Here is a 21649-nt window from a genome sequence, read left to right on the forward strand (position 1 = left end):
GGGGCGTGGCGCGTGCGACCTGCGACACCTCGGCCGGCCAGGCCGAGGTCATCCGGGCGTTGGCAGATCACCGTCGGCCGCGCCCGAGGTGCCGAAGTGTCCGGCCTTCCCGCTGCTCTCCTGCTGCAGGGCGGTCACGAGGGCGACGTCTCCGAACGGCACCCCGACCACGTCGACCGTCGACACGCTCTCGGCAGACGGCGACGCGCGGACGGCCTCGACCGCGCCGTCGGGGGCACCCGAGCCCACCGGGCCGACCACGAGGCTCCCCAGGCCCGCTGAGTCCATCCCGGAGACCATGGTGGCCAACAGCTCACCGCGTCCACTCTCGAAGGTCTCGTCCGTCCCCGCGACCACCAGCGCCAGCTGAGCGCGCGACGCCGGCGCCTGCGCGGTCCCCACCAGCTTCGCCTCGGTGAGTGCCGACACGATCGTCTGCGCGGGGGCGTCCACCGCGGTCGTCGCCTTCGCCGCGAGCCCACGTCCCAGCGCGGCTCCGACCACCTCGTAGTTGGCGAGCCCATCGGTCGGCGTGTCGGTCACGCCCTTCAAGGTCTGCTGGGCGACGCCTACAGCGAGCTGGCGGTCAGCAGGGTCGAGCATGCGGTCGGTGACGGCCACCGAACCGACCACGGTGGCCCCGGCCGCCTTCAGTGCGGCGTCGACGGAGTCGACGGTCGAGTCCGCGGCCCCAGGCAGGGTGACCATCACGACCGACCTGCCGGTGAGCCGGCCGGCCAGCGGTGCCGCACCGAGCTGGTCGCGGTAGGCCTCGGCGAGGCCGCGGGCAGCGACGTCCTCAGGAGTGTCCTCGGCCGACCTGGAGGTGTCCGCGGCGGCGGGAGGAGCCTCGGCACCGTCGAGCACACCGGTCCCGAGAGCGATCCCGCCGGCGAGAGCGAGCAGGAGCGCAGCGGCGACGACGAGCAGCGAGCGGACGGGCATCAGGCACGGGCTTCCTGGATCGCGGTGGACAGCCAGTCGCGGGCGGAGTCGAACCACTCTCCCCCGACCGGGGTGGTCGCGATCGCCGCCCCCAGGGCGACCAGGGCGACGAGCAGGACCAGGAGCACCTGGAGCCAGGTGAACCGCGGACGGTGAAGCCCTGTGATCGCCTTGGCGTCCACGAGCGTCGCGCCGAGGCGAAGGCGGGTGAGGAACCGGGTGGCGCCTCCCGAGCGGGCGGAGTCGAGGAACTCCTCGAGAGTCCCGAAGCCGCCGACGGTCACGACGACCCGGGCGCCCCGCGCATCCGCGAGGAGCAGCGCCGCCTCCTCCGACCCGCTAGCACCGGGGAAGCCCACCGACGTGCGCTGCAGTCGCTCCAGGCGCTCCTCCGACTCCGCGTGACGACGAGACCCCGTGACGACGACCTCCCCGGCGACCCGCAGGGTGCGATCGCTCATCTGCGCGATGTCACCCACCACGACCGCCGGTTCGTAGCCCGCGGCCATCAGCGCGTCGGCGCCGGAGTCGACACCGACCAGGACCGGCTTGCGCTCCTTCAGATAGCGCTTCATCGACCGGATCTCGGCGCGGGCGTCCGCGCCCGGCAGCACGACGACGACCTCGCGACCGGCGAGGCTCGTGGTGAGCTCCGGCACGCCGACGCCCTCGAGGAGCATGGCGTGCTCGCGGCGCAGGTACTCGCCGCTGTTGGCCGCCAGCGTCTCCATCTGCCTCGACATGCCGTTGCGTCCGCGGCTCAGCAGCTCCTCGACCGCCGTCGCGTCCACGAGCGTGCCCTCGGCCACGGGCTCGTCGCCACGGACGAGCCTCGTCCCGTCAAGTCCGACCGTTTCACCGTCCTTGAGCGACGTGAGGACCTCGGAGCCGACGGCGTCGAGCAGAGGGACGCCCGCACCCACCAGCACATGGGGGCCGAGATTCGGATAGCGCCCCGTGCTGGAGGTGGCGGCGTTGACGACCGCTACGACCCCCCGCTCACGGAGCTCTTCGGCGGCACTGCGGTCCAGGTCCGGCAGGTCCGCCACGGCCACGTCGCCGGAGCGGACGCGTCTGATGTCTCGTGCGCTGCGTACGAGGCGTACCGGTCCCATGACGTCGAGGTCGGTGTCGCGAGGCGTACGGCGGAGGTTCAGCAGGCTCACCGACGCCATGCTGCCACCGGCCCTGCGGGGATCGGCGCACCCTGGGCCGTCCGGCGTGTCCGGATTGGCCCGCTCAGGGCGCACCGTCAGCGCGCTCCACCGTCAGCGGAGGGCGCGATCCTCCGCCGCCAGGTCGACGAGCTCACGGGCGTGGGCCTCGGCCGTCGCCGACCCCTCCAGCCCGGCGAGCATCCGCGACAGCTCCGCCACGCGTGCGTCGTCGTCGAGCAGGCCGACCCCGCTCGTGGTGACCGTGCCGTCGTCGGACTTGAGCACGTGGTAGTGCCGGTCTCCGAACGCCGCGACCTGCGGCAGGTGGGTCACGACGAGGACCTGGGCGTTCGCCGCGAGCCGGGCCAGCCGACGCCCCACCTCGATGGCAGCGCGTCCGCCGATCCCGGCGTCGACCTCGTCGAAGACGAACGTCGGCACGCTGGCGCGGTCGGCCAGCACCACCTCGAGCGCCAGCATCACGCGGGAGAGCTCTCCGCCGCTGGCTCCCTTGGCGAGAGGCCGAGGGGCCGCACCAGCGTTGGCGGCCAGCAGCATCTCGACCGCGTCCACACCGTCAGGACCGAGATCGGCCGGCGTCGGCGAGGCCGGCGCGTCCACCTGCACGTCGAGCCGCGCGTGGGGCATCGCGAGCGCCTCGAGCTCCGCACCGACCTCGGCCGCCAGGCGTACGGCCGACTCGCGGCGACGGGCGGTGATCGTCGCCGCCTGCGCGAGCAGCTCGCTCTCCAGGGCCGCGATCTCGTCCGCGAGCTCGGCGATGCGACCGTCGTCGCCCTGCAGCGTCGTCACGCGGACCTGCGCCTCCTCGGCCCAACGAAGGACGTCGGCCACCGTGGGACCGTACTTGCGGGTCAGCCCGGCCAGGGCCGCCCGACGCTCGGACACCCCCGCCAGCCGTGCCGGGTCGACCTCCACGCCGTCGGAGTACGAGGCCAGCTCGCCCGCGACGTCGCTGACGGTGAACCGCACCTCGTCCAGCCGGCGCGCCTGGACGTCGAGAGCCGGGTCGTGCTCGCGGACGCCGTCGAGCAGGGCGCTCGCACGGCCCAGCAGGTCGAGCACGTCGGAGGCGTCGTCGGTGTCGGACAGCAGACTGTGCGCCTCCGCGGCGGCGAGAGCGAGCGACTCCGCGTGGGCGAGTCGCGCCTCCTCGATGCGGAGCGCGTCGTCCTCCCCCTCCTCAGGGGCGACGGCCGCGATCTCGTCGAGACCGAAGACGAGGACGTCGAGCTCGCGGGCGCGTTCCTGGCCGGCCGACGTCAGGTCGTCGAGCGTGCGGCGTGCTTCGAGCAGCCGGGAGTAGGCCGGTCGGTAGTCCTCCAGCAGCGCCTCGACGTCACCGAAGCGGTCGAGCGCCGCACGCTGGGCACCCGTCCGCAGCAGCCGGTGCTGGTCCGACTGTCCGTGGACCGCCACCAGCTGCTCGCTCAGGCGGGCCAGCATCCCGGCGGGCACCGACGCGCCGCCGAGGTACGCCCGGGAGCGGCCGTCCTTGCCGATCGTCCGGGCCAGGACGAGCTCGTCGCCCTCGGTCTCCGCAGGCGTCTCGTCGAGGAGCGCCCGGACCCCGGGCAGCGCCCCGACGTCGACGGTCGCCTCGACCCGCAGCCGGTCCGCGCCGTGCCGGACCAGCCCGGAGTCCGCGCGCGACCCGCGCAGCAGTCCGAGTGCGGTCACGACCATGGTCTTGCCCGCACCCGTCTCGCCGGTGATGACCGTGAGCCCGGGACCGAGCTCGAGCTCGGCGTCGGCGATCACGCCCAGCGACGACAGCCTGATCTCCTGCCACACGAGCGCCTCAGCCCTCCTTCGATCCGCCGTAGGGGCTCCGCCGGTCCTCCGCGCTGATGCGGTTCGCCGCGGACCCCCGCCAGCCGCTCACGGGCAGGTCGAACTTGCGCACGAGGCGGTCGGTGAACGGTGCCTGGTGGAGGCGGGCGAGGCGGATGTTCTTGTCGCCCTGCCGGACCTCGACGCGCGCACCGGGCGGCAGGTCGTACGTCCGTCGTCCGTCGCACCACAGGACTCCGGAGGACGGTGCCTCGGGGATCACCTGGATCGCCAGGAGCGACGTCGGTGAGACGACCATCGGGCGGGCGAACAGCGCGTGCGCACTGATCGGCACCATGAGGAGCGCCTGCACCTCGGGCCAGACCACCGGGCCGCCGGCGCTGAAGTTGTAGGCCGTGGAGCCGGTGGGCGTCGCACAGACCACGCCGTCGCAGCCCCAGCGCGAGACCGGGCGGTCGTCGATCGCCACGACGACCTCGAGCATCCGCTCCCGGGACGCCTTCTCCACGGTGGCCTCGTTGAGCGCCCAGCTGTGGGCGACCTCCTGGTCGTCGACGAAGACGCGCGCGTCGACGGTCATCCGCTCCTCGACGGTGTAGCGGCGCTCGACGACCCGTCGCACCGTGTGGTCGAGATCGTCCACGTCCGCCTCCGCCAGGAAGCCGACGTGGCCGAGGTTGACACCGACCAGCGGCGTGCCGCACTCGCGGACGAGCTCGGCAGCGCGCAGGAGGGTCCCGTCGCCGCCGAACACCACCGCGAGCTCGCAGCCACGTCCCGCTGCGGGCTCGACCGGGACGATCTCCGCGTCCGGGAGACCCCAGCGCTCCAAGGCAGGTGCGTCCTCGGACACGACGCGGACGGCGATGCCCTCGGACACCATCGCTCGGGCGAACTCAGCGGCGACCTTGCTGGCCTCGTCGCGGCCGGTGTGGGCGAGGATCAGCACGCGCCGCCCACCGCTGGTCGATGGTGCAGTGCTCACTGGTGCTCCCGTCCGCTCGGTGATCCCAACGGTCCTGCGTCCACCGCCGCGCGGACGTCGTCCTCGACGACGGGCGGAGCGTCCCGCCGGAACCACCCAAAGTACTCGACGTTGCCGCTCGGGCCAGGCAACGGGCTGGCGGCCACCGCTCGGGTGCCCCATCCGACGCCCTCCGCCGCGCGGCACACCCCCACGACCGCGTCCACGTGGAGCGTCGGGTCACGGACGACGCCCTTCTTGCCGACACGGTCCTTGCCCACCTCGAACTGCGGCTTCACCATCAGGACCAGGTCGCCGTCGTCGACGCAGACCCGCGCGAACGCGGGCATCACCAACGTGAGCGAGATGAACGACAGGTCCGACACGACCAGGTCGACCGGCCCACCGATCGTCTCCCGCTCGAGCTCGCGCACGTTGGTCCGGTCGTGGACCACCACGCGAGGGTCCGTCTGGAGCGCCCAGACGAGCTGGCCGTAGCCGACGTCGACGGCCACGACCTCCTTCACACCACGCCTCAGCAGGACGTCGGTGAAGCCACCCGTCGAGGCACCGGCGTCGAGGCACCGGCGTCCGTCGACGGCGAGGCCGAGCGGCTCGAAGGCCTCGAGCGCACCCAGCAGCTTGTAGGCGCCCCGGGAGGCGTACCCCGGGTCGTTCTCCACGTCGCGGACGACCACCGCCTGATCGGTGGTGACCTGGGTCGCCGGCTTCGACGCTCGAGCGCCGTCCACCGTCACCCGTCCCGCGGTGATGAGGTCGCTCGCCTGCTCGCGCGACCGCGCGAGCCCACGGCGTACGAGCTCCGCGTCGAGCCGGATCCGTCGGCTCACGGGGTCTCGGGTGGTTGCTGGCCGGCCGTCTGCAGGACCTCGCGGAGCTTGGCGTGCACCCGCTCGTACACCGCGAGGTGCTCGCCGACCGGCAGCTCGGCGAGCTTCTCGAGATCGGAGAGGACCGCCTGGACACGGGGGTCCGGCCCGTCCTCGTCGGCGGCCGCCGCCTGGGGCGGGGCCGGTCGCGGGCTCGGAGGTCCTGGACGGGGACCCGGTCGCAGGCCCGGGGTCTCGCGCTCGGAGGCGCCTTCGGTCATCTCGCGCTCCTTCGTGTCACCGGATCGATCATCGCACTCCCCAGCCTCCGAGGGCGGCACGGACGGCAGAGAGGTCGAGCCGCGACCCCGACTCCCCCGCCACCTCGTCGTGGTGGTGCCACGACAACGCCACGACGGCACGCAGCAGCTCGACGGCCGACAGCGGCTCGTCCACCCCCGGCGCGCCGTCCACGACGAGGGCGCCTCGCTCGGCACGGACCGTGTGCCGGCCACAGCGTGCGGAGCCGTCCACGACCTCCACCGCGGTCTGCGGCAGCGAAAGGGCGCGCAGGTCCGGCGCGACGTAGGTGGGACGCACGGAAGGCGCTGCGGCGACCACGGCGTCGAGATCACTGACGCCGGTCAGCACGAGGAGGCTGTCGGCTCCGACGTTGTTGGCGCCTTCGATGTCGGTGTCGAGCCGGTCGCCGACGACGAGCGGGTGCGACCCACCGACGCGGAGGACCGTCTCGTCGAAGAGCGGCGGGTACGGCTTGCCCGCAACCTCCGGCCGACGCCCGGTGGCGGTGGCGACGGCAGCGACGAGGGTGCCGTTGCCGGGAGCGAGACCGCGCGCGGTCGGGATCGACCCGTCCGTGTTGCTCGCGACCCAGGGGATGCCGGTCGAGACCGCGTACGCTGCCTCTGCCAGCTGCTTCCATCCGAGGTCGGGCGAGAAGCCCTGGACCACGGCTGCCGGCTCGTCGTCAGCAGACGTCACCACGACGAGACCGTGCTCCTCGACCGCGCGCCTCAGGCCCTCGCCGCCGACGACGAGGACGCGGGAGCCCGCCGGTACAAGGCCCGCGAGAAGTCGCCCCGCCGCCTGGGCCGAGGTGACCACGCCGTCGTCGTCGGTCGGCATGCCGAGCCCGCGGAGCTTGGCCACCACAGCGTCGGGCGTCCTCGCAGCGTTGTTGGTCACGTAGGCGAGTCGCAGGCCCGCCTTGTGGGCCTCCTCGAGGTTCTCGGCGACATGCTCGATCGCGTCCTCGCCGCGGTAGACGACGCCGTCGAGGTCGAGCATCGCGACGTCGTAGCGCTCCCGGAGCGGGTCGTCGCAGGCGGAGAGGCGCACGGTCGGGCGCCGGCGGGAGTCGGAGGAGGCGTTCGCCCACGAGGCGGCGGCAGGTTTGAGCGTGTGGTCGGGCATCGCGACCAGCGTAGGGCCACGACGTCTGGCCTACGATGCACCGGTGGACAACGCCGTCATCCGACCGTTCCGGGCTGTGGGCTTCCGCGGCGGCTCCGCCGTCGTCTCGACCCGTACCTACGTGCCGTCGGCGTCCTGGTCACGGGCCCCTCGAGACCTGCCCGAGCACCACGTGCTCCGGCTGCTCGAGCCTGCGTTCAGGAGCGACGACCCCCATCAGGCGACGCGCGTCGCCCATGAGTGGATGGACGACGGCACGCTCGGCATCGACGCGGAGCCCGCCTTCTACGCGTACCGCACGGTCGAGGACGGCCACGAGGCCCTCGGCGTCGTCGTGCTCGTCGACCTCGAGGCGGGCAACCTTCGCCCGCACGAGGACGTGATCGCCGCGTACGCGATCCGGCAGGCCCGCCTCGCCGAGGCGACGCGGGCCCAGTGGGAGCCGATCACCGCCTACACCACGCGGGAGCCGATCGGTCCCCTGCTGGCGGCGGCGACGGACCGCCCAGCCGACCACGTGGCGGAGGACCTCGGCCGGTCGGACGAGATCTGGGCGATCACCGACCCGGAGACTCTTCGAGCGGTCAGCGAGCGCCTCGCGGACCAGCAGCTCGTCATCGCCGACGGCCACCACCGTTATGCCGCGTGGCGCACCGCCCCCGAGCGTGAGGGCCGACTCGCGCTCACGCTCGTGCTCGACCAGCCCGTCCTCACGGTCGGCCCGATCCACCGGTTCGTCGCACAGCTCAACCTCGACGAAGCGCTGCTGGGCCTGCCGCTGCCCGCTCTCGAGCTTGCCGGCGTCGAGGCCGCTGCGGAGTTCATCGCCGTCAGCGAGACGCGCTGCGTGCTGACCGACGGGCGACGGTTCCTGGGCGTCGACGCGTACGAGTGCGCCTCGTGCTGGGTCGAGGACGTCTTCACCCCCCACCACGGGCTGGAGTCCGACGCGGTCAGCTACGAGCCGGACCTGGACGCGGCCGCGCGCATCGCCAAGGAGGAGGGCGGCGTCTCGCTCCTGCTGGCGACGCCGTCTCTGGAGACCGTGACACGGGCGGCGACTACCGGTCGGCTCCTGCCGCACAAGTCATCGTGGTTCCGCCCGAAGCCGCGCGTCGGCATGATCATGCGCCGCTGGGGCTGACCTCCCCGCTGCACACCCACGATCGGGCGACTGAGCTCGTCGCCACCGGGAGCGCCCGCCCGGCGCTTCCCGGAAGGCGACACCGATGAGCGCCTCGGAGCACCTGTTCGGGCCCACGGAGAGGGATCTCTCACGGCGCCCTGACGTTGCGCGTGCCGGCCAAGCGCGAGGGCGAGCGCTTGCCGAAAGGATCATGGCGTTCTGGCTCTGAAGACGCGAGGGTGAACGCAAAAATGACCGAAGGCCGTCACCAGTGGTGACGGCCTTCGGCCTAAATATTGTCCGGCGGCGTCCTACTCTCCCACACAGTCTCCCGTGCAGTACCATCGGCGCTGAAGGGCTTAACTTCCGGGTTCGGAATGTTGCCGGGTGTTTCCCCTTCGCCATGGCCGCCGTAACCCTTCGGGTTACAACCCCAAAACTTTGGTGTGTTTCGGGTTCTGGGTTGTGGTCCCAGAACCTCACAGTGGACGCATAAGTGTCGTTGAAGTGTGTGTAGAACAAGCCCTCGGCCTATTAGTACCGGTCAGCTACACGCATTGCTGCGCTTCCACTTCCGGCCTATCAACCCAGTGGTCTACTGGGGGCCTTAACCCACAAGGGGTGGGAAACCTCATCTTGAAACGTGCTTCCCGCTTAGATGCTTTCAGCGGTTATCACTCCCGAACGTAGCTAATCAGCAGTGCTCTTGGCAGAACAACTGACACACCAGAGGTTCGTCCATCCCGGTCCTCTCGTACTAGGGACAGCCTTTCTCAAGTTTCCTACGCGCGCGGCGGATAGGGACCGAACTGTCTCACGACGTTCTAAACCCAGCTCGCGTGCCGCTTTAATGGGCGAACAGCCCAACCCTTGGGACCTGCTCCAGCCCCAGGATGCGACGAGCCGACATCGAGGTGCCAAACCATCCCGTCGATATGGACTCTTGGGGAAGATCAGCCTGTTATCCCCGGGGTACCTTTTATCCGTTGAGCGACGCCGCTTCCACATGCCAGCGCCGGGTCACTAGTCCCGACTTTCGTCCCTGCTCCACCCGTCGGTGTCACAGTCAAGCTCCCTTGTGCACTTACACTCAACACCTGATTGCCAACCAGGCTGAGGGAACCTTTGGGCGCCTCCGTTACATTTTAGGAGGCAACCGCCCCAGTTAAACTACCCACCAGGCACTGTCCCTGATCCGGATCACGGACCTAAGTTAGATATCTAGTACGACCAGAGTGGTATTTCAACGATGACTCCACAACCACTGGCGTGGCTGCTTCACAGTCTCCCACCTATCCTACACAAGTCGAACCAAACACCAATACCAAGCTGTAGTGAAGGTCCCGGGGTCTTTCCGTCCTGCCGCGCGTAACGAGCATCTTTACTCGTAGTGCAATTTCGCCGAGCTCGTGGTTGAGACAGCGCCCAAGTCGTTACTCCATTCGTGCAGGTCGGAACTTACCCGACAAGGAATTTCGCTACCTTAGGATGGTTATAGTTACCACCGCCGTTTACTGGGGCTTAAGTTCAGCGCTTCGCACCGAAGTGCTAACACGTCCCCTTAACCTTCCAGCACCGGGCAGGAGTCAGTCCGTATACATCGAATTACTTCTTCGCACGGACCTGTGTTTTTAGTAAACAGTCGCTTGGGCCTGGTCTCTGCGGCCGTCATCGCTCCCACCGCAAGGGTGTTCACGAGTCGGGCCCCCCTTCTCCCGAAGTTACGGGGGCATTTTGCCGAGTTCCTTAACCACGATTCACTCGATCGCCTTGGTATTCTCTACCTGACCACCTGTGTCGGTTTGGGGTACGGGCGGCTCTGGTACTCGCTAGAGGCTTTTCTCGACAGCATAGGATCACTCACTTCGCCTGAAACGGCTCGGCATCAGATCTCAGACACATGAGGAACGGATTTGCCTATCCCTCGTCCTACATCCTTACACGCGGACAACCATCGCCGCGATGAGCTACCTTCCTGCGTCACCCCATCACTTGCCTACTACCAGCTCGGGTCACACGCTTACCAAGACACGCCACCCCGAAGGGCAGTCACGCTCGGCTCGGGTGCTTAGCATTACTGATTCAGCATGGGCGCACCAACGCCGGTACGGGAATATCAACCCGTTGTCCATCGACTACGCCTGTCGGCCTCGCCTTAGGTCCCGACTTACCCAGGGCAGATTAGCTTGACCCTGGAACCCTTGGTCATTCGGCGGAAGAGTTTCTCACTCTTCATTCGCTACTCATGCCTGCATTCTCACTCGTGTGGCATCCACGGCTGGGTCACCCCGCCGCTTCACACGCCACACGACGCTCCCCTACCCATCCACACACCTGGACCCGCCACCCGAAGGAGACGAGCCGAGTACACGTATGAATGCCATAGCTTCGGCGGATTGCTTGAGCCCCGCTAAATTGTCGGCGCAGAATCACTTGACCAGTGAGCTATTACGCACTCTTTCAAGGGTGGCTGCTTCTAAGCCAACCTCCTGGTTGTCTGTGCGACTCCACATCCTTTTCCACTTAGCAATCGCTTAGGGGCCTTAGCTGATGGTCTGGGCTGTTTCCCTCTCGACTACGGAGCTTATCCCCCGCAGTCTCACTGCCGCTCTCTCACTTGCCGGCATTCGGAGTTTGGTTGATTTCGGTAAGCTTGTAGGCCCCCTAGACCATCCAGTGCTCTACCTCCGGCAAGAAACAAACGACGCTGCACCTAAATGCATTTCGGGGAGAACCAGCTATCACGGAGTTTGATTGGCCTTTCACCCCTATCCACAGGTCATCCCCTCAGTTTTTAACCTAAGTGGGTTCGGTCCTCCACGCGGTCTTACCCGCGCTTCAACCTGCCCATGGATAGATCACTCCGCTTCGGGTCTAGAGCACGCGACTCAAACGCCCTATTCGGACTCGCTTTCGCTACGGCTACCCCACAACGGGTTAACCTCGCCACGTACCACTAACTCGCAGGCTCATTCTTCAAAAGGCACGCCGTCACCACGACCGAAGTCAAGGCTCCGACGGATTGTAGGCACATGGTTTCAGGTACTATTTCACTCCCCTCCCGGGGTACTTTTCACCTTTCCCTCACGGTACTAGTCCGCTATCGGTCATCGAGGAGTATTTAGGCTTAACGGGTGGTCCCGCCAAATTCACGCGCAATTCCAGGAGTCACGCGTTACTCGGGATACGCACAAGGAAGGCTCAGGTTTACGTCTACAGGGGTCTCACCCTCTACGCCGGACCATTCCAGGCCCTTCGACTTCAACTGAGCTTTATCACTTCCCGCTAGTCCGGCAGAACCAGCAAGCACGTTCCCACGACCCCGCACAGACAACGACCGCCGTCTTTAACATCTGCACGGTTTAGCCTCATCCGCTTTCGCTCGCCACTACTCACGGAATCACTGTTGTTTTCTCTTCCTGTGGGTACTGAGATGTTTCACTTCCCCACGTTCCCTCCGAACGCCCTATGTGTTCAGGCGCCGGTGACCAGACATAACTCTGGCCGGGTTTCCCCATTCGGACACCCCTGGATCACAGCTCGGTTGTCAGCTCCCCAGGGCTTATCGCAGACTCCTACGTCCTTCATCGGCTCTCGATGCCAAGGCATCCACCATGTGCCCTTAGTAGCTTGTAAAATTACACACACTACAAAGACACTCGCGTCCACTGTGAAGTTCTCAAACCACAACCCGCAACCACCCCGAACCACGAAGAAACCTCCGCAGCCGACATGGCCGGAACCAAGACAACAGCACCCCCACCAACCCCCCAAACAAGGGAGACCAGCAGAAGCGCCTGATGCCTCAGGACCCAACAGTGTGCCCAACCCGCCCCACCACACCCAACCCCGTTCCACACCCACCCCCAAAGGAGACAGGCAGTACTAAGACCAGGCCGGCAGAACCAGCTGAATAATCGACGTTCCACCATCTGAGCACCCGACCACCACGACACTCGCGTGATCAAGCCGGGAACACACCCCCCACACCACCAGGATGCAGGAGATGAGCAATGCTCCTTAGAAAGGAGGTGATCCAGCCGCACCTTCCGGTACGGCTACCTTGTTACGACTTCGTCCCAATCGCCAGCCCCACCTTCGACAGCTCCCTCCCACAAGGGGTTAGGCCACCGGCTTCGGGTGTTGCCGACTTTCATGACGTGACGGGCGGTGTGTACAAGGCCCGGGAACGTATTCACCGCAGCGTTGCTGATCTGCGATTACTAGCGACTCCGACTTCATGGGGTCGAGTTGCAGACCCCAATCCGAACTGAGACCGGCTTTTTGGGATTCGCTCCACCTTACGGCATCGCAGCCCTTTGTACCGGCCATTGTAGCATGCTTGAAGCCCTGGACATAAGGGGCATGATGACTTGACGTCATCCCCACCTTCCTCCGAGTTGACCCCGGCAGTCTCCTATGAGTCCCCACCATCACGTGCTGGCAACATAGGACAAGGGTTGCGCTCGTTGCGGGACTTAACCCAACATCTCACGACACGAGCTGACGACAGCCATGCACCACCTGTACACCAGTGTCCAAAGAGACCCACATCTCTGCAGGCTTCTGGTGTATGTCAAACCCAGGTAAGGTTCTTCGCGTTGCATCGAATTAATCAGCATGCTCCGCCGCTTGTGCGGGCCCCCGTCAATTCCTTTGAGTTTTAGCCTTGCGGCCGTACTCCCCAGGCGGGGCGCTTAATGCGTTAGCTGCGGCACGGAACCCGTGGAATGGATCCCACACCTAGCGCCCAACGTTTACGGCATGGACTACCAGGGTATCTAATCCTGTTCGCTCCCCATGCTTTCGCTCCTCAGCGTCAGAACAGGCCCAGAGAACCGCCTTCGCCACCGGTGTTCCTCCTGATATCTGCGCATTCCACCGCTACACCAGGAATTCCGTTCTCCCCTGCCTGCCTCTAGTCTGCCCGTATCGGAAGCACGAATGGGGTTAAGCCCCAAGTTTTCACTCCCGACGCGACAAACCGCCTACGAGCCCTTTACGCCCAATAATTCCGGACAACGCTCGGACCCTACGTATTACCGCGGCTGCTGGCACGTAGTTGGCCGGTCCTTCTTCTGTAGGTACCGTCACTCTCGCTTCGTCCCTACTGAAAGAGGTTTACAACCCGAAGGCCGTCATCCCTCACGCGGCGTTGCTGGATCAGGCTTTCGCCCATTGTCCAATATTCCCCACTGCTGCCTCCCGTAGGAGTCTGGGCCGTGTCTCAGTCCCAGTGTGGCCGGTCACCCTCTCAGGCCGGCTACCCGTCGTCGCCTTGGTAGGCCATCACCCCACCAACAAGCTGATAGGCCGCGAGCTCATCCCCCACCGAAAAACTTTCCACCACCCACCATGCGGCAGGAGGTCATATCCGGTATTAGCCACCGTTTCCAGAGGTTATCCCAGAGTGGAGGGCAGATTACTCACGTGTTACTCACCCGTTCGCCGCTCGTGTACCCCGAAGGGCCTTACCGCTCGACTTGCATGTGTTAAGCACGCCGCCAGCGTTCGTCCTGAGCCAGGATCAAACTCTCCATCGAAACCCAACCAAACGGTCAGGCACAACAAAAACGTTCAACCCCGGACATCACTATTTGCTGACAAATAATTCTGTCACGGAATTTGACCAAAACAACAACCCAGCAAAACCAGGCCATCATCAAGGTCGCTGATTATCTCGTCGACTTTTGACACACTGTTGAGTTCTCAAACATCAGACACACAAAACCCTCAACCCCACACAGGAGCATCAGACCAAGGCGCGACCCCCAAACCTACCAGGCGTCCGACAGAGACCCAAACCTGGGCCCCTCGAGCGCTCAGCAGCGACCTTGACTAGTCCCGAACGTGCGGAACCGGCTAGGTTCTTCTGGAGGTGGTGGTTACCAGGGCCGCGTGCCCGGCCTCTCGGCCTTGCCCGCCGCCGTCCCCGGCAACAAGAAGAACATTACAGGGTCGGTTTCGGAGGGTCAAACCGGGGGTACCCCTTAGCGCTAAAACCCGCTCTGACCTGCGGCGATGTGCGCACTGACCGCCTCCGGTGCCCCTCACCGGACGCGGAGCTCCACGACGGCATCCGCCTCCACTCTCGCCGTCTCACCCCACCCCGGCGGCACCAACGGCATCCGGACGCCAGCTCGCAGACGCACGCGGACCGCGTCACCTCGCTGGTCGACCTGCCAGGTGAGCCCTCGGACCGTTGCTCCGGCCCCGCTCTCGCGGAGGTAGTCCTCGGTGGCGGCGTGCGCGGCGGCCGCGTCGAGCGCGATCGTCCTGTCACCCGCCGCGTACAGGCTGGAGCGGGTCACTCCTTCGCTCGCCGCGAGTGCCGCGCCGTCCGCGAGGTCGGCGAGACGGCGTTGGCCGAGGTACGCGGCCGACGCGTTGACCGCCATGGCGACCACCAGGCCAGCGACGACAAAGAATCCGACGATCATCACGGTGACCTGCCCACCCTCGGACCGACTCATGACCGGTCCTCCCGGAAGCGGCCGTACGGCTCCGTGTGGGTGCCGTCCACGCGCACGGCCGGCCGAGCGCCCCCGAGGGCATCAGGGATGAACGGCAGCTGGGCACGCGCCGTCACGGTGACGACGATCGATGACCCGGGACTGAGGCACGGGCCCCCGGTGCACCGCAGGCGGACGTCAATCATGTCGGTCTCGATCCGATGGTCCTCCAGGACCAGCTGCGCCGCCCGGCGGGCACGCCGCTCGGCGACCGGCGGGCTCGGCGCCTGGACGTACGCACGTCCGGCCGCCCGGCCGGCAGCGCTCACGCCGTACGCAGACCGCTGGACCTCGAAGACGGAGAGGACCACGTACAGGAGCGGAACCAGGAGAAGGAGCGCGAGCCACGTGGTCTCGACCACCGCGGACCCGCTCTCTCGTCCGAGGTCACGAGTCCTCCCTCGCGTCCTCATCCGATCTCCGTCACGGCCCGGCCGACGCCTTCGACGTCGACGGTGGACCCGAAGATCCCCAGCGCGGGGACGCTGGCGCGTACGCGGACCATGACGACGGGCTGTCCGTGGACGGAGGCCCGCTCCGCCCGGACGTCACCGGCGTACCGGGCGGAGAGAGCTCGAGTGATCTGTGACCGGGCTCGCGACACCCCCGTCTGGAGTGAGGCGCCGTCCCGCGACGCCGCGCGAGCACCGTCGGCAGCAGCAGCGGTGACCGTGTTGCGGACGTGGAGGACGAGCCCTACCTGGACGATCGCCAGCACGAGCGGGACCAGCACCACCATCACGAGACAGAACTCGGCGACGGCCGACGCCTCCTCGTCCCCACGTGGATCGCCGCGGCGGCGCGCGACGCTCATCCCCCGACGGAAGCCAGAGCAGCCTGGAGCATCGCCTTCAGCTGTGGCCCGGCCAAGGCGGTCAATCCGGCGACGAGACCGGCCGACATGACGGTGATCATCACCCACCCCGGGACGTCGCCGCGTTCGCCGCGACGGCGGACGCGCTCACGCACCCCCGGGCGCGGCGGGCATCCGAGACGACGGTGCAGGGTTGCGAGCTGCATGGGCACTCCTCTGGAGTTCATGGCGTGGTGACGGACAGGCTGACCAGGCCGGGATAGAAGGCGAAGAGGACGGTGACGGGCAGAACGAGGAACACCACCGGCACGAGCATCAGCACCTCGCGCCGTGCGCCGGACTCGACCAGCTCGCGGCGGCCGGCCTCTCGGACGTCCGCGGCCTGTGCGTGCAGGACGTCGACCAGCGGCGTCCCCCGCTCGACCGCGACGGCGAGCGTCTCGGCGAACCGTGCGACCGCGGGCACGCCCGTACGAGCAGACAAGTCGTCGAGCGCATCGGCCAACGGTCGTCCGGTCCGGACGTCGGCGACGACCGTGCGAAGGTCCCGCGACATGGCGCCGTTGCTCACGTCTGCGACGCGTTCCAGGGCTGAGACAGGCCCCTCTCCTGCGGCGACGGCCAGTGCGAGCAGGTCCGCAAGAGTCGGGAACTCACGGGTGACCCGTTCCTCGTGGCGCAGGACCTCGTGGGTGAGCGCAAGGTCGCGGGCGAGAACACCGGCGACCCCGGCGGCCACGCAGAGGAACAGCCCCGCAAGGGGCCGGACGTCGGCCACCATCCCCCAGGAGAGAAGGACCGCCGCCGACGCCCCGAAGGCCGCGACCCCCCACACGACCTGGCTCGCCCGGAACTCCTCGAGCGTGCTCGTCGACGCCTGTCTGCGGAGACGCCTGCGGACCGAGGCGCTGCCTCCCAGCACCCGCTCGACCACGCCCGCCGTACGGCGCACTGCCGGGCCGAACACTGCTCGACCGGCAGCCCACGACTCGACCCCCTCGCGGAGGGCCGGCATGCCGACCGTGACGTCGCGGACAAAGGGCTCGATGCGGCTCACCAGGGAGGGGCGCTGCCGCAACCGCGCGACGCGCACGAGCTCGAGCAGCCCGATCGCGACGCCGGCGGCGAGGAGCGCACCGAGAAGCGGCGCCGTCACCGCAGCACCCGCGGCTCACGTGGAAGACGCCCGATGAGCAGCATCAACCGATAAGCGAGGACACACACGGCGAGGCCGACGACGAGCAGCGCGAGTCCCGTGCCGGATCCGAACCGGGTGATCGCGTCGCGCTGCAAGGACATCAGTCCGAGGACGATCCAGGGCGCCGACACCGCCAGACGCGCGCCGTTGATGGTCCAGGCCTGCCGTGCGACGAGCTCACCGCGCGTGCGTAGATCGTCGCGCAGGAATCCCGACAATGTCCGCAGCATCCTCCCGAGATCGCCGCCACCGACGTCTCGAGCCACGCGCAACGCCTCGACGACGCGGTCTCCGACCGGATCGGCAAGCCGTGCCTTGAGTCCGTCGAGGCACTCGGCGAACCTGCCGCTCGCCTGGTAGTCGCGGGCGAACGCAACGAAGGGCTCTCGAAGCGGCTCGGGGCCGCGCTCCCCCAGCCCCGAGATCGCCTCCGGCAAGGACATGCCAGCGCGCACCGCCGACGCCAGATGATCGACGGCTTCCGGCCAGGCCGCCGCCCGCTCCTCGGCTACCCGGCCGGCGCGACCGCGGATCACGGCAAGCGGGACATACGCCGCGCCGATGCCGGCGACCAGTGCCACCGTGGGCGTCGCCGTGACGAGCAGAGCGACGACCAGTCCGCCCAGGCCGCAGGCGGCACACACCAAGATGAGTCCTCGTGCGGTGGTGCCGGGGGCACCCGCCCGTGCGAGAAGCTCATCCAGGCTTCCCCTCCGGCGTCCCCGCGCGCCGTCCCGAGCGGGGGCGGTCACCCCGGACCAGACCAGGAGCGCCCCCACCCCGATCCCGAGCCCGAGCACGTAGCCCATCAGTCCTCCGTCCGCAGGAGCGCCGACACGTCGATCCCGGCCTGGACGAACCGCTCGGTTCGAGCCGGCGTGCCACTCGCCCGGACCAGCACCCCGTCGCGATGGACGAACAAGGACTCCGTCTCGATGACGTCGTTCTCGACCCGCCCACTGACGGCCGCGATCTCCCGCACCGTCCGCCGTCCCTGCGCGTCCATGCCCAGATGGACCACGTGGTCCACGCAGGTCGCGACCGTGGGCACGACGAACCGCGCAGAGATGTTCTCACCAGCGAGCAGGGGGAGCGTGCACATCTTGACCAGCGCCTGCCGTGCCGACGACGCGTGCAAGGTCGCCATCCCCGGAAGACCTGCGTTGAGTGCGAGCAGCAGGTCGAAGCACTCCTCCGAGCGCACCTCCCCGATCACCAGTCGTGACGGGCGCATGCGCAGCGCTTCCTTCACCAGCGTCCGGAGCCGGATCTCTCCCGTGCCCTCCAGCCCGGCCTGCCTCGTCTGGAGCGCGACCCAGTCGGGATGGGCGAACCGCAGCTCGAAGACTTCCTCGGCCGACACGATCCGCTCCGTCCCCGGAACCTCGGCGGCGAGTGCGTTGAGGAACGTCGTCTTGCCGGCCTGGGTGCCTCCGGAGACGAGCACGTTGTGCCCCGACACCACGCTCGCCCTCAGGAAGGCCGCAGCGTGCTCGCTCAGCGCGCCGGCGGCGACCAGGTCCCCCAGACCGCGGAAGCGCGCGACGAACTTGCGGACGTTGACCGCGGCGAATCCGCGCGAGATCCCCTCCAGCACCACATGCAGGCGATGACCTCCCGGAAGCGTCGCATCCACGAACGGCTGGCTCAGATCCAACCGCCGGCCACTGGTCGCCAGCATCCGCTCGACCAGCTCACGCACCTCGACCGGGCCGAGGATCACCGACGTCAGCTCGTGCCTGCCCCCACGCGCCACAAAGACCCGCGACGGCTCGTTGATCCAGATCTCCTCGACCTCCGGATCATCGAGGTACGGCTGGAGCGGCCCGAGGCCGGACACCGCGGCGACCAGCTCGCCGACCGTCGCGTCAGGATCGGTCAACGCCGCCACGGCGCCAGTCAGGCTGCGTTGGTCGTGAGCCGCAGCAACCTCCTCGGCGATCCGCCGCACCGTCGCGGCATCCCGTAAGGGATCGACGCCCTGCGCACGCACGTGGGCACGCACCTCGTCGGCCAGGCTGCTCGTCGTCACGGGACTCCCCACGGCGGTTGTCGTCCCGGAATCCTGCCGCAAACAAGGGCGACCACAACAGACCCCGTGGCCACACTGTGGACAACCCCGGCCCTCGACAGGGCCCGCCGTCAGTGCGCGTCGGCCTCTGCGCGCTCCACCCGGTCACGGAACCAGTCGAGGATGAAGCGGTGCGACGCGATGCCGTAGTCGAGCGTCGCGCGTTGATAGGTGGCGACGTCGGCGAGCTCGTCGGGGACCTCGACCGTCTCGAGGTGAGAGTCGAGGCTCGTGAGCCTGGAGAGGTCGGCCTCGACGCGCGTCTCGATGCGGCGCAGGACCGACGGACGGTCGGCAGGATCCAGAAGCCCGAGGAAGTAGAGCCGCGAGAGCGCCGCGCCCTCGAGATCTGAGCCGACGAGGTCACCCGTCATCCAGGCGTGGAACTCCTCGCGGCCGGCGTCGGTCACGCGATACACCTTCTTGCCGCGCCCGCCCGCCTCGACGCTCGCCACCTCGATGAGCCCCCGGTCGAGCAGGACGTCGAGGGCGCGCTTGATGCTGCCCGAGCTCGCGCTGTAGAAGAGCGCGACGCCGGCCTCGAACGCGCGGACGAGGTCGTAGAGGCTCTGCGGAGCGATGAGGAGCAGGCCCAGGATGACGTTCGCCATGCGCCGACCCTAGTCCATTGACTCTTTGAGACCTATCTACTAGACATGTCTCAAAGAGAGATGAGGAACGTCCATGACTGAATCGCCCATTGACCGCACCACCACCACGCCGGACAACCGTGTCCCCGCCGATCTCGATCGACGCCTGGTGCGCCTGCTGGAGACGTTCGTCGTACGACGCGGCCTCCACCACGCCCGCGTCGCCATCGCGACCGACGACGGCCAGCACTGGTCGGCGGCCGTCGGCCCGGCAGGCCTCAGCGATCCCCCGCCGCGGCCCGAGACACCGTTCTTCGTCGCGAGCATCACCAAGCGGTTCATCGTCACCCTCGTGCTGCAGGCGTACGAGCGTGGAGAGCTCGACATCGACGCACCGATCACCGCGTACCTGCCGACGGAGACGACCGCCGGCCTTCACGTCCTCGACGGCGTCGACCGGACAGCCGCGATCACCGTGCGCCACCTTCTCAGTCACACGTCGGGGCTGCCCGACTACTTCGAGGTACGCGACGGCGGGCCGAGCCTCCACCAGCGTCTCGAGGCCGCAGAGGATGCCGGCTGGACCTTCGACGACATCCTCCGGCTCACCCGCGCGAACCGCCCGCACTTCCCGCCGCAAGACCTCGCCGCTCCACGACAGAAGGCGCGCTACTGCGACACCGGCTTCCAGCTGCTCATCCGCATCCTCGAGTCGGTGACCGGTCGACGCTTCAGCGACCTGCTCACCGAGCGGATCATCGACTCCCTCCGCCTCACCCAGACCTGGCTCCCCGGGCACCGCCCCACCGCCACGACGGCGCAGCGAGACCGCGGGCGGCCCCGTCCGCATCGCGTCGGTCAGCCCGGGAGTCGTCGTCACCGACGGCATGATCCGAGAGGCCCGCGAGCTGGGGCTCATGTCGACGATCGCCGGCGCGCTTTGCCAGGGTGCGCAAGGCGCGAACCGTTCCCGATGTACGCCAAGCAGCGGCGGGTCGACCTGCCCTCGGTCATCGCGTCCAGCAACGACCTCGTGAGCACCACCGGAGACCTGATCACGTTCCAGCGCGCGCTCCTCCGCGGCGAGCTCTTCCGCGACGCCAAGACGGTGGACCTGCTCACGGAGCGGCGCAACAGGCTCCGCGACATCCCCGTCCTCCAGTACGGCCTCGGCACCATGTTCTTCACCGTCGGCCGGCTCATGTCCGCCGGGCGTCGACCCGTCATCCTCGTCGGCCACTCCGGCTCCACCGGCACGTGGCTGTTCCACTGTCCCGAGCGGGGGCTGCACCTCGCGGGCACCGTCGACCAGGTCAAGGGCCAGGCGATCCCGTTCCGGCTGATGGCGCGGCTCCTCTACACCTGGCCCCGCTGAACGCGGGCTCGGCGTACGAGGCGGCACCGCGCACCTGACCGCGCGTCAGCGCAGACCGAAGTAGTCGGTGAGCGCGGCGACGAAAAGAAGCGTCCCGGCGACGATCAGCAGCACTGCGCTGATCCTGCGCCAGTGCTGCGAGCGGACCCACGCGACCACGCGGTCGGCAGGACCCGCGAGCGCCGGGATCCGGAAGCGGCCCCACGCCAGCAGGACGTACGGCGCCGCCGCGGCTGCCGCGAAGCCGACGTACACGAGCACCTGCAGCGCGACGACCGAGGTGCTTTCCCGCGCCAGCCGAACGACGAGGTACGTCGTCGCAGCACCGCTCACGCCCACGACGGTGTTGAGCACCGCGAAGGTGTACAGGTCCCGAGGGCGGTCGAGCAGTCGCTCGGCCGTGCGTGAGACCGCTCGATCGTCGGTGGTCGGGCGCCGCCACAGGAGCCAGATCCCGGCCACGACGAACAGCACACCGGCGATCTCGTCGAAGGCCTGCTGGAGGAAGAGCTTCTCGACCTTCCCGCGCAGCACGTAGTCCCACGTGTCGGGATTGACGACCTGCAGGACGAGGCTGAGGACGAGGGCGCCGGTGGCGACCCCGCAGGCGACCACGAGGCCCGGGCGCACCGACCCACGCGACCGCGCGACGACCGCCACCTGGGTCGCGATCAGCGTCGGGCTGAACCCCATCACGAGTCCGAGCAGGACGAGGCTGACGACCGTGCCCATGAGGACGGTCGCGGCGTTCAGGAGCATCGCCCGAGTCTAGGGAACGGGCCGCCGATCCTCGCGCGATCGACGGCCCGTCCCCGTGA

General features: G+C 68.1%; 18 protein-coding genes and 3 rRNA genes. 2 read left to right on the plus strand and 19 right to left on the minus strand.

What is annotated here, in order from left to right; genetic code table 11:
• Window positions 1-48: 48 nt before the first annotated feature.
• The 7 genes from KV100_RS05270 to KV100_RS05300 form a co-directional block, all read right to left on the minus strand.
• A complete protein-coding gene (locus KV100_RS05270; RefSeq protein WP_220341826.1) occupies window positions 49-945 on the minus strand; it encodes a copper transporter in 897 nt (298 codons plus the stop codon).
• On the minus strand, window positions 945-2111 hold the full coding sequence (gene steA, locus KV100_RS05275) for a putative cytokinetic ring protein SteA (protein WP_220341827.1): 1167 nt from the start codon (window positions 2109-2111) through the stop codon (window positions 945-947). The genes KV100_RS05270 and steA overlap by 1 nt, the downstream gene beginning before the upstream one ends.
• Before the next feature lie 102 nt (window positions 2112-2213).
• Entirely contained in the window at window positions 2214-3917 is a 1704-nt protein-coding gene (recN, locus tag KV100_RS05280; protein ID WP_220341828.1) for a DNA repair protein RecN, read from the minus strand.
• Between the two features lie 7 nt (window positions 3918-3924).
• A complete protein-coding gene (locus KV100_RS05285; protein ID WP_220341829.1) occupies window positions 3925-4902 on the minus strand; it encodes an NAD kinase in 978 nt (325 codons plus the stop codon).
• A complete protein-coding gene (locus KV100_RS05290) occupies window positions 4899-5732 on the minus strand; it encodes a TlyA family RNA methyltransferase (RefSeq protein WP_220341830.1) in 834 nt (277 codons plus the stop codon). The genes KV100_RS05285 and KV100_RS05290 overlap by 4 nt, the downstream gene beginning before the upstream one ends.
• Window positions 5729-5992: a hypothetical protein gene (locus KV100_RS05295; protein WP_220341831.1), complete on the minus strand. Its 264-nt coding sequence runs from the start codon at window positions 5990-5992 to the stop codon at window positions 5729-5731. Before KV100_RS05295 ends, KV100_RS05290 begins: the two co-directional genes overlap by 4 nt.
• 28 nt (window positions 5993-6020) lie before the next feature.
• The gene (locus KV100_RS05300) at window positions 6021-7145 is read right to left on the minus strand and encodes an HAD-IIA family hydrolase (protein ID WP_220341832.1); all 1125 of its coding nucleotides are present in this window, start codon (window positions 7143-7145) and stop codon (window positions 6021-6023) included.
• 43 nt (window positions 7146-7188) lie between these two features.
• Between KV100_RS05300 and KV100_RS05305 the strand changes: the two genes are divergently transcribed.
• Window positions 7189-8289, plus strand: a complete 1101-nt coding sequence (locus KV100_RS05305) for a DUF1015 family protein (RefSeq protein WP_220341833.1) — start codon at window positions 7189-7191, stop codon at window positions 8287-8289.
• A 280-nt stretch (window positions 8290-8569) separates the two neighbouring features.
• On the opposite strand, the gene rrf is transcribed toward KV100_RS05305, so the two are convergent.
• From rrf to KV100_RS05360, 11 genes are all read right to left on the minus strand, one after another.
• Window positions 8570-8686: ribosomal RNA gene (gene rrf, locus KV100_RS05310) — 5S ribosomal RNA — on the minus strand.
• Window positions 8687-8785: 99 nt separating this feature from the next.
• Window positions 8786-11907, minus strand: a 23S ribosomal RNA gene (locus tag KV100_RS05315).
• Window positions 11908-12295: 388 nt separating this feature from the next.
• Window positions 12296-13814: ribosomal RNA gene (locus KV100_RS05320) — 16S ribosomal RNA — on the minus strand.
• Together the 16S, 23S and 5S rRNA genes form the textbook arrangement of a ribosomal RNA operon.
• Before the next feature lie 507 nt (window positions 13815-14321).
• Window positions 14322-14744 (minus strand): pilus assembly protein TadG-related protein, encoded by a 423-nt coding sequence (locus KV100_RS05325; protein ID WP_220341834.1) that lies wholly within the window; start codon window positions 14742-14744, stop codon window positions 14322-14324.
• On the minus strand, window positions 14741-15145 hold the full coding sequence (locus KV100_RS05330) for a hypothetical protein (RefSeq protein WP_308291350.1): 405 nt from the start codon (window positions 15143-15145) through the stop codon (window positions 14741-14743). Before KV100_RS05330 ends, KV100_RS05325 begins: the two co-directional genes overlap by 4 nt.
• Before the next feature lie 47 nt (window positions 15146-15192).
• On the minus strand, window positions 15193-15597 hold the full coding sequence (locus KV100_RS05335; protein ID WP_220341836.1) for a TadE/TadG family type IV pilus assembly protein: 405 nt from the start codon (window positions 15595-15597) through the stop codon (window positions 15193-15195).
• Complete coding sequence (locus KV100_RS05340) at window positions 15594-15803, minus strand: hypothetical protein (RefSeq protein WP_220341837.1); 210 nt, start codon at window positions 15801-15803, stop codon at window positions 15594-15596. Before KV100_RS05340 ends, KV100_RS05335 begins: the two co-directional genes overlap by 4 nt.
• Before the next feature lie 17 nt (window positions 15804-15820).
• A complete protein-coding gene (locus tag KV100_RS05345) occupies window positions 15821-16753 on the minus strand; it encodes a type II secretion system F family protein (protein ID WP_220341838.1) in 933 nt (310 codons plus the stop codon).
• Window positions 16750-17604 carry a type II secretion system F family protein gene (locus KV100_RS05350; RefSeq protein WP_220341839.1) on the minus strand — a complete coding sequence of 285 codons (855 nt, stop codon included), beginning with the start codon at window positions 17602-17604 and terminating at the stop codon, window positions 16750-16752. Before KV100_RS05350 ends, KV100_RS05345 begins: the two co-directional genes overlap by 4 nt.
• Window positions 17604-18827: a CpaF family protein gene (locus KV100_RS05355; protein WP_220341840.1), complete on the minus strand. Its 1224-nt coding sequence runs from the start codon at window positions 18825-18827 to the stop codon at window positions 17604-17606. The genes KV100_RS05350 and KV100_RS05355 overlap by 1 nt, the downstream gene beginning before the upstream one ends.
• A 110-nt stretch (window positions 18828-18937) precedes the next feature.
• Entirely contained in the window at window positions 18938-19477 is a 540-nt protein-coding gene (locus KV100_RS05360; protein ID WP_220341841.1) for a PadR family transcriptional regulator, read from the minus strand.
• Between the two features lie 73 nt (window positions 19478-19550).
• Here KV100_RS05360 and KV100_RS05365 point away from each other — a divergent pair, with 73 nt between their 5' ends.
• Window positions 19551-20831 carry a serine hydrolase gene (locus KV100_RS05365; RefSeq protein ID WP_220341842.1) on the plus strand — a complete coding sequence of 427 codons (1281 nt, stop codon included), beginning with the start codon at window positions 19551-19553 and terminating at the stop codon, window positions 20829-20831.
• 45 nt (window positions 20832-20876) lie between these two features.
• Here the strand turns inward: KV100_RS05365 and KV100_RS05370 are convergent, their stop codons facing one another.
• The gene (locus KV100_RS05370) at window positions 20877-21590 is read right to left on the minus strand and encodes a hypothetical protein (RefSeq protein ID WP_220341843.1); all 714 of its coding nucleotides are present in this window, start codon (window positions 21588-21590) and stop codon (window positions 20877-20879) included.
• Window positions 21591-21649 lie beyond the last annotated feature (59 nt).

The organism is Mumia sp. zg.B21 (assembly GCF_019550855.1).
GTDB lineage: Bacteria > Actinomycetota > Actinomycetes > Propionibacteriales > Nocardioidaceae > Mumia.

Excerpts from the sequence above, each read along its gene's own strand:
- KV100_RS05270 (WP_220341826.1), bottom strand. The coding sequence starts at position 945 with ATGCCCGTCCGCTCGCTGCTCGTCGTCGCCGCTGCGCTCCTGCTCGCT.
- KV100_RS05295 (WP_220341831.1), bottom strand. The coding sequence starts at position 5,992 with ATGACCGAAGGCGCCTCCGAGCGCGAGACCCCGGGCCTGCGACCGGGT.
- KV100_RS05300 (WP_220341832.1), bottom strand. The coding sequence starts at position 7,145 with ATGCCCGACCACACGCTCAAACCTGCCGCCGCCTCGTGGGCGAACGCC.
- KV100_RS05325 (WP_220341834.1), bottom strand. The coding sequence starts at position 14,744 with ATGAGTCGGTCCGAGGGTGGGCAGGTCACCGTGATGATCGTCGGATTC.
- KV100_RS05335 (WP_220341836.1), bottom strand. The coding sequence starts at position 15,597 with ATGAGCGTCGCGCGCCGCCGCGGCGATCCACGTGGGGACGAGGAGGCG.
- KV100_RS05340 (WP_220341837.1), bottom strand. The coding sequence starts at position 15,803 with ATGCAGCTCGCAACCCTGCACCGTCGTCTCGGATGCCCGCCGCGCCCG.
- KV100_RS05350 (WP_220341839.1), bottom strand. The coding sequence starts at position 17,604 with ATGGGCTACGTGCTCGGGCTCGGGATCGGGGTGGGGGCGCTCCTGGTC.
- KV100_RS05360 (WP_220341841.1), bottom strand. The coding sequence starts at position 19,477 with ATGGCGAACGTCATCCTGGGCCTGCTCCTCATCGCTCCGCAGAGCCTC.
- KV100_RS05365 (WP_220341842.1), top strand. The coding sequence starts at position 19,551 with ATGACTGAATCGCCCATTGACCGCACCACCACCACGCCGGACAACCGT.
- KV100_RS05370 (WP_220341843.1), bottom strand. The coding sequence starts at position 21,590 with ATGCTCCTGAACGCCGCGACCGTCCTCATGGGCACGGTCGTCAGCCTC.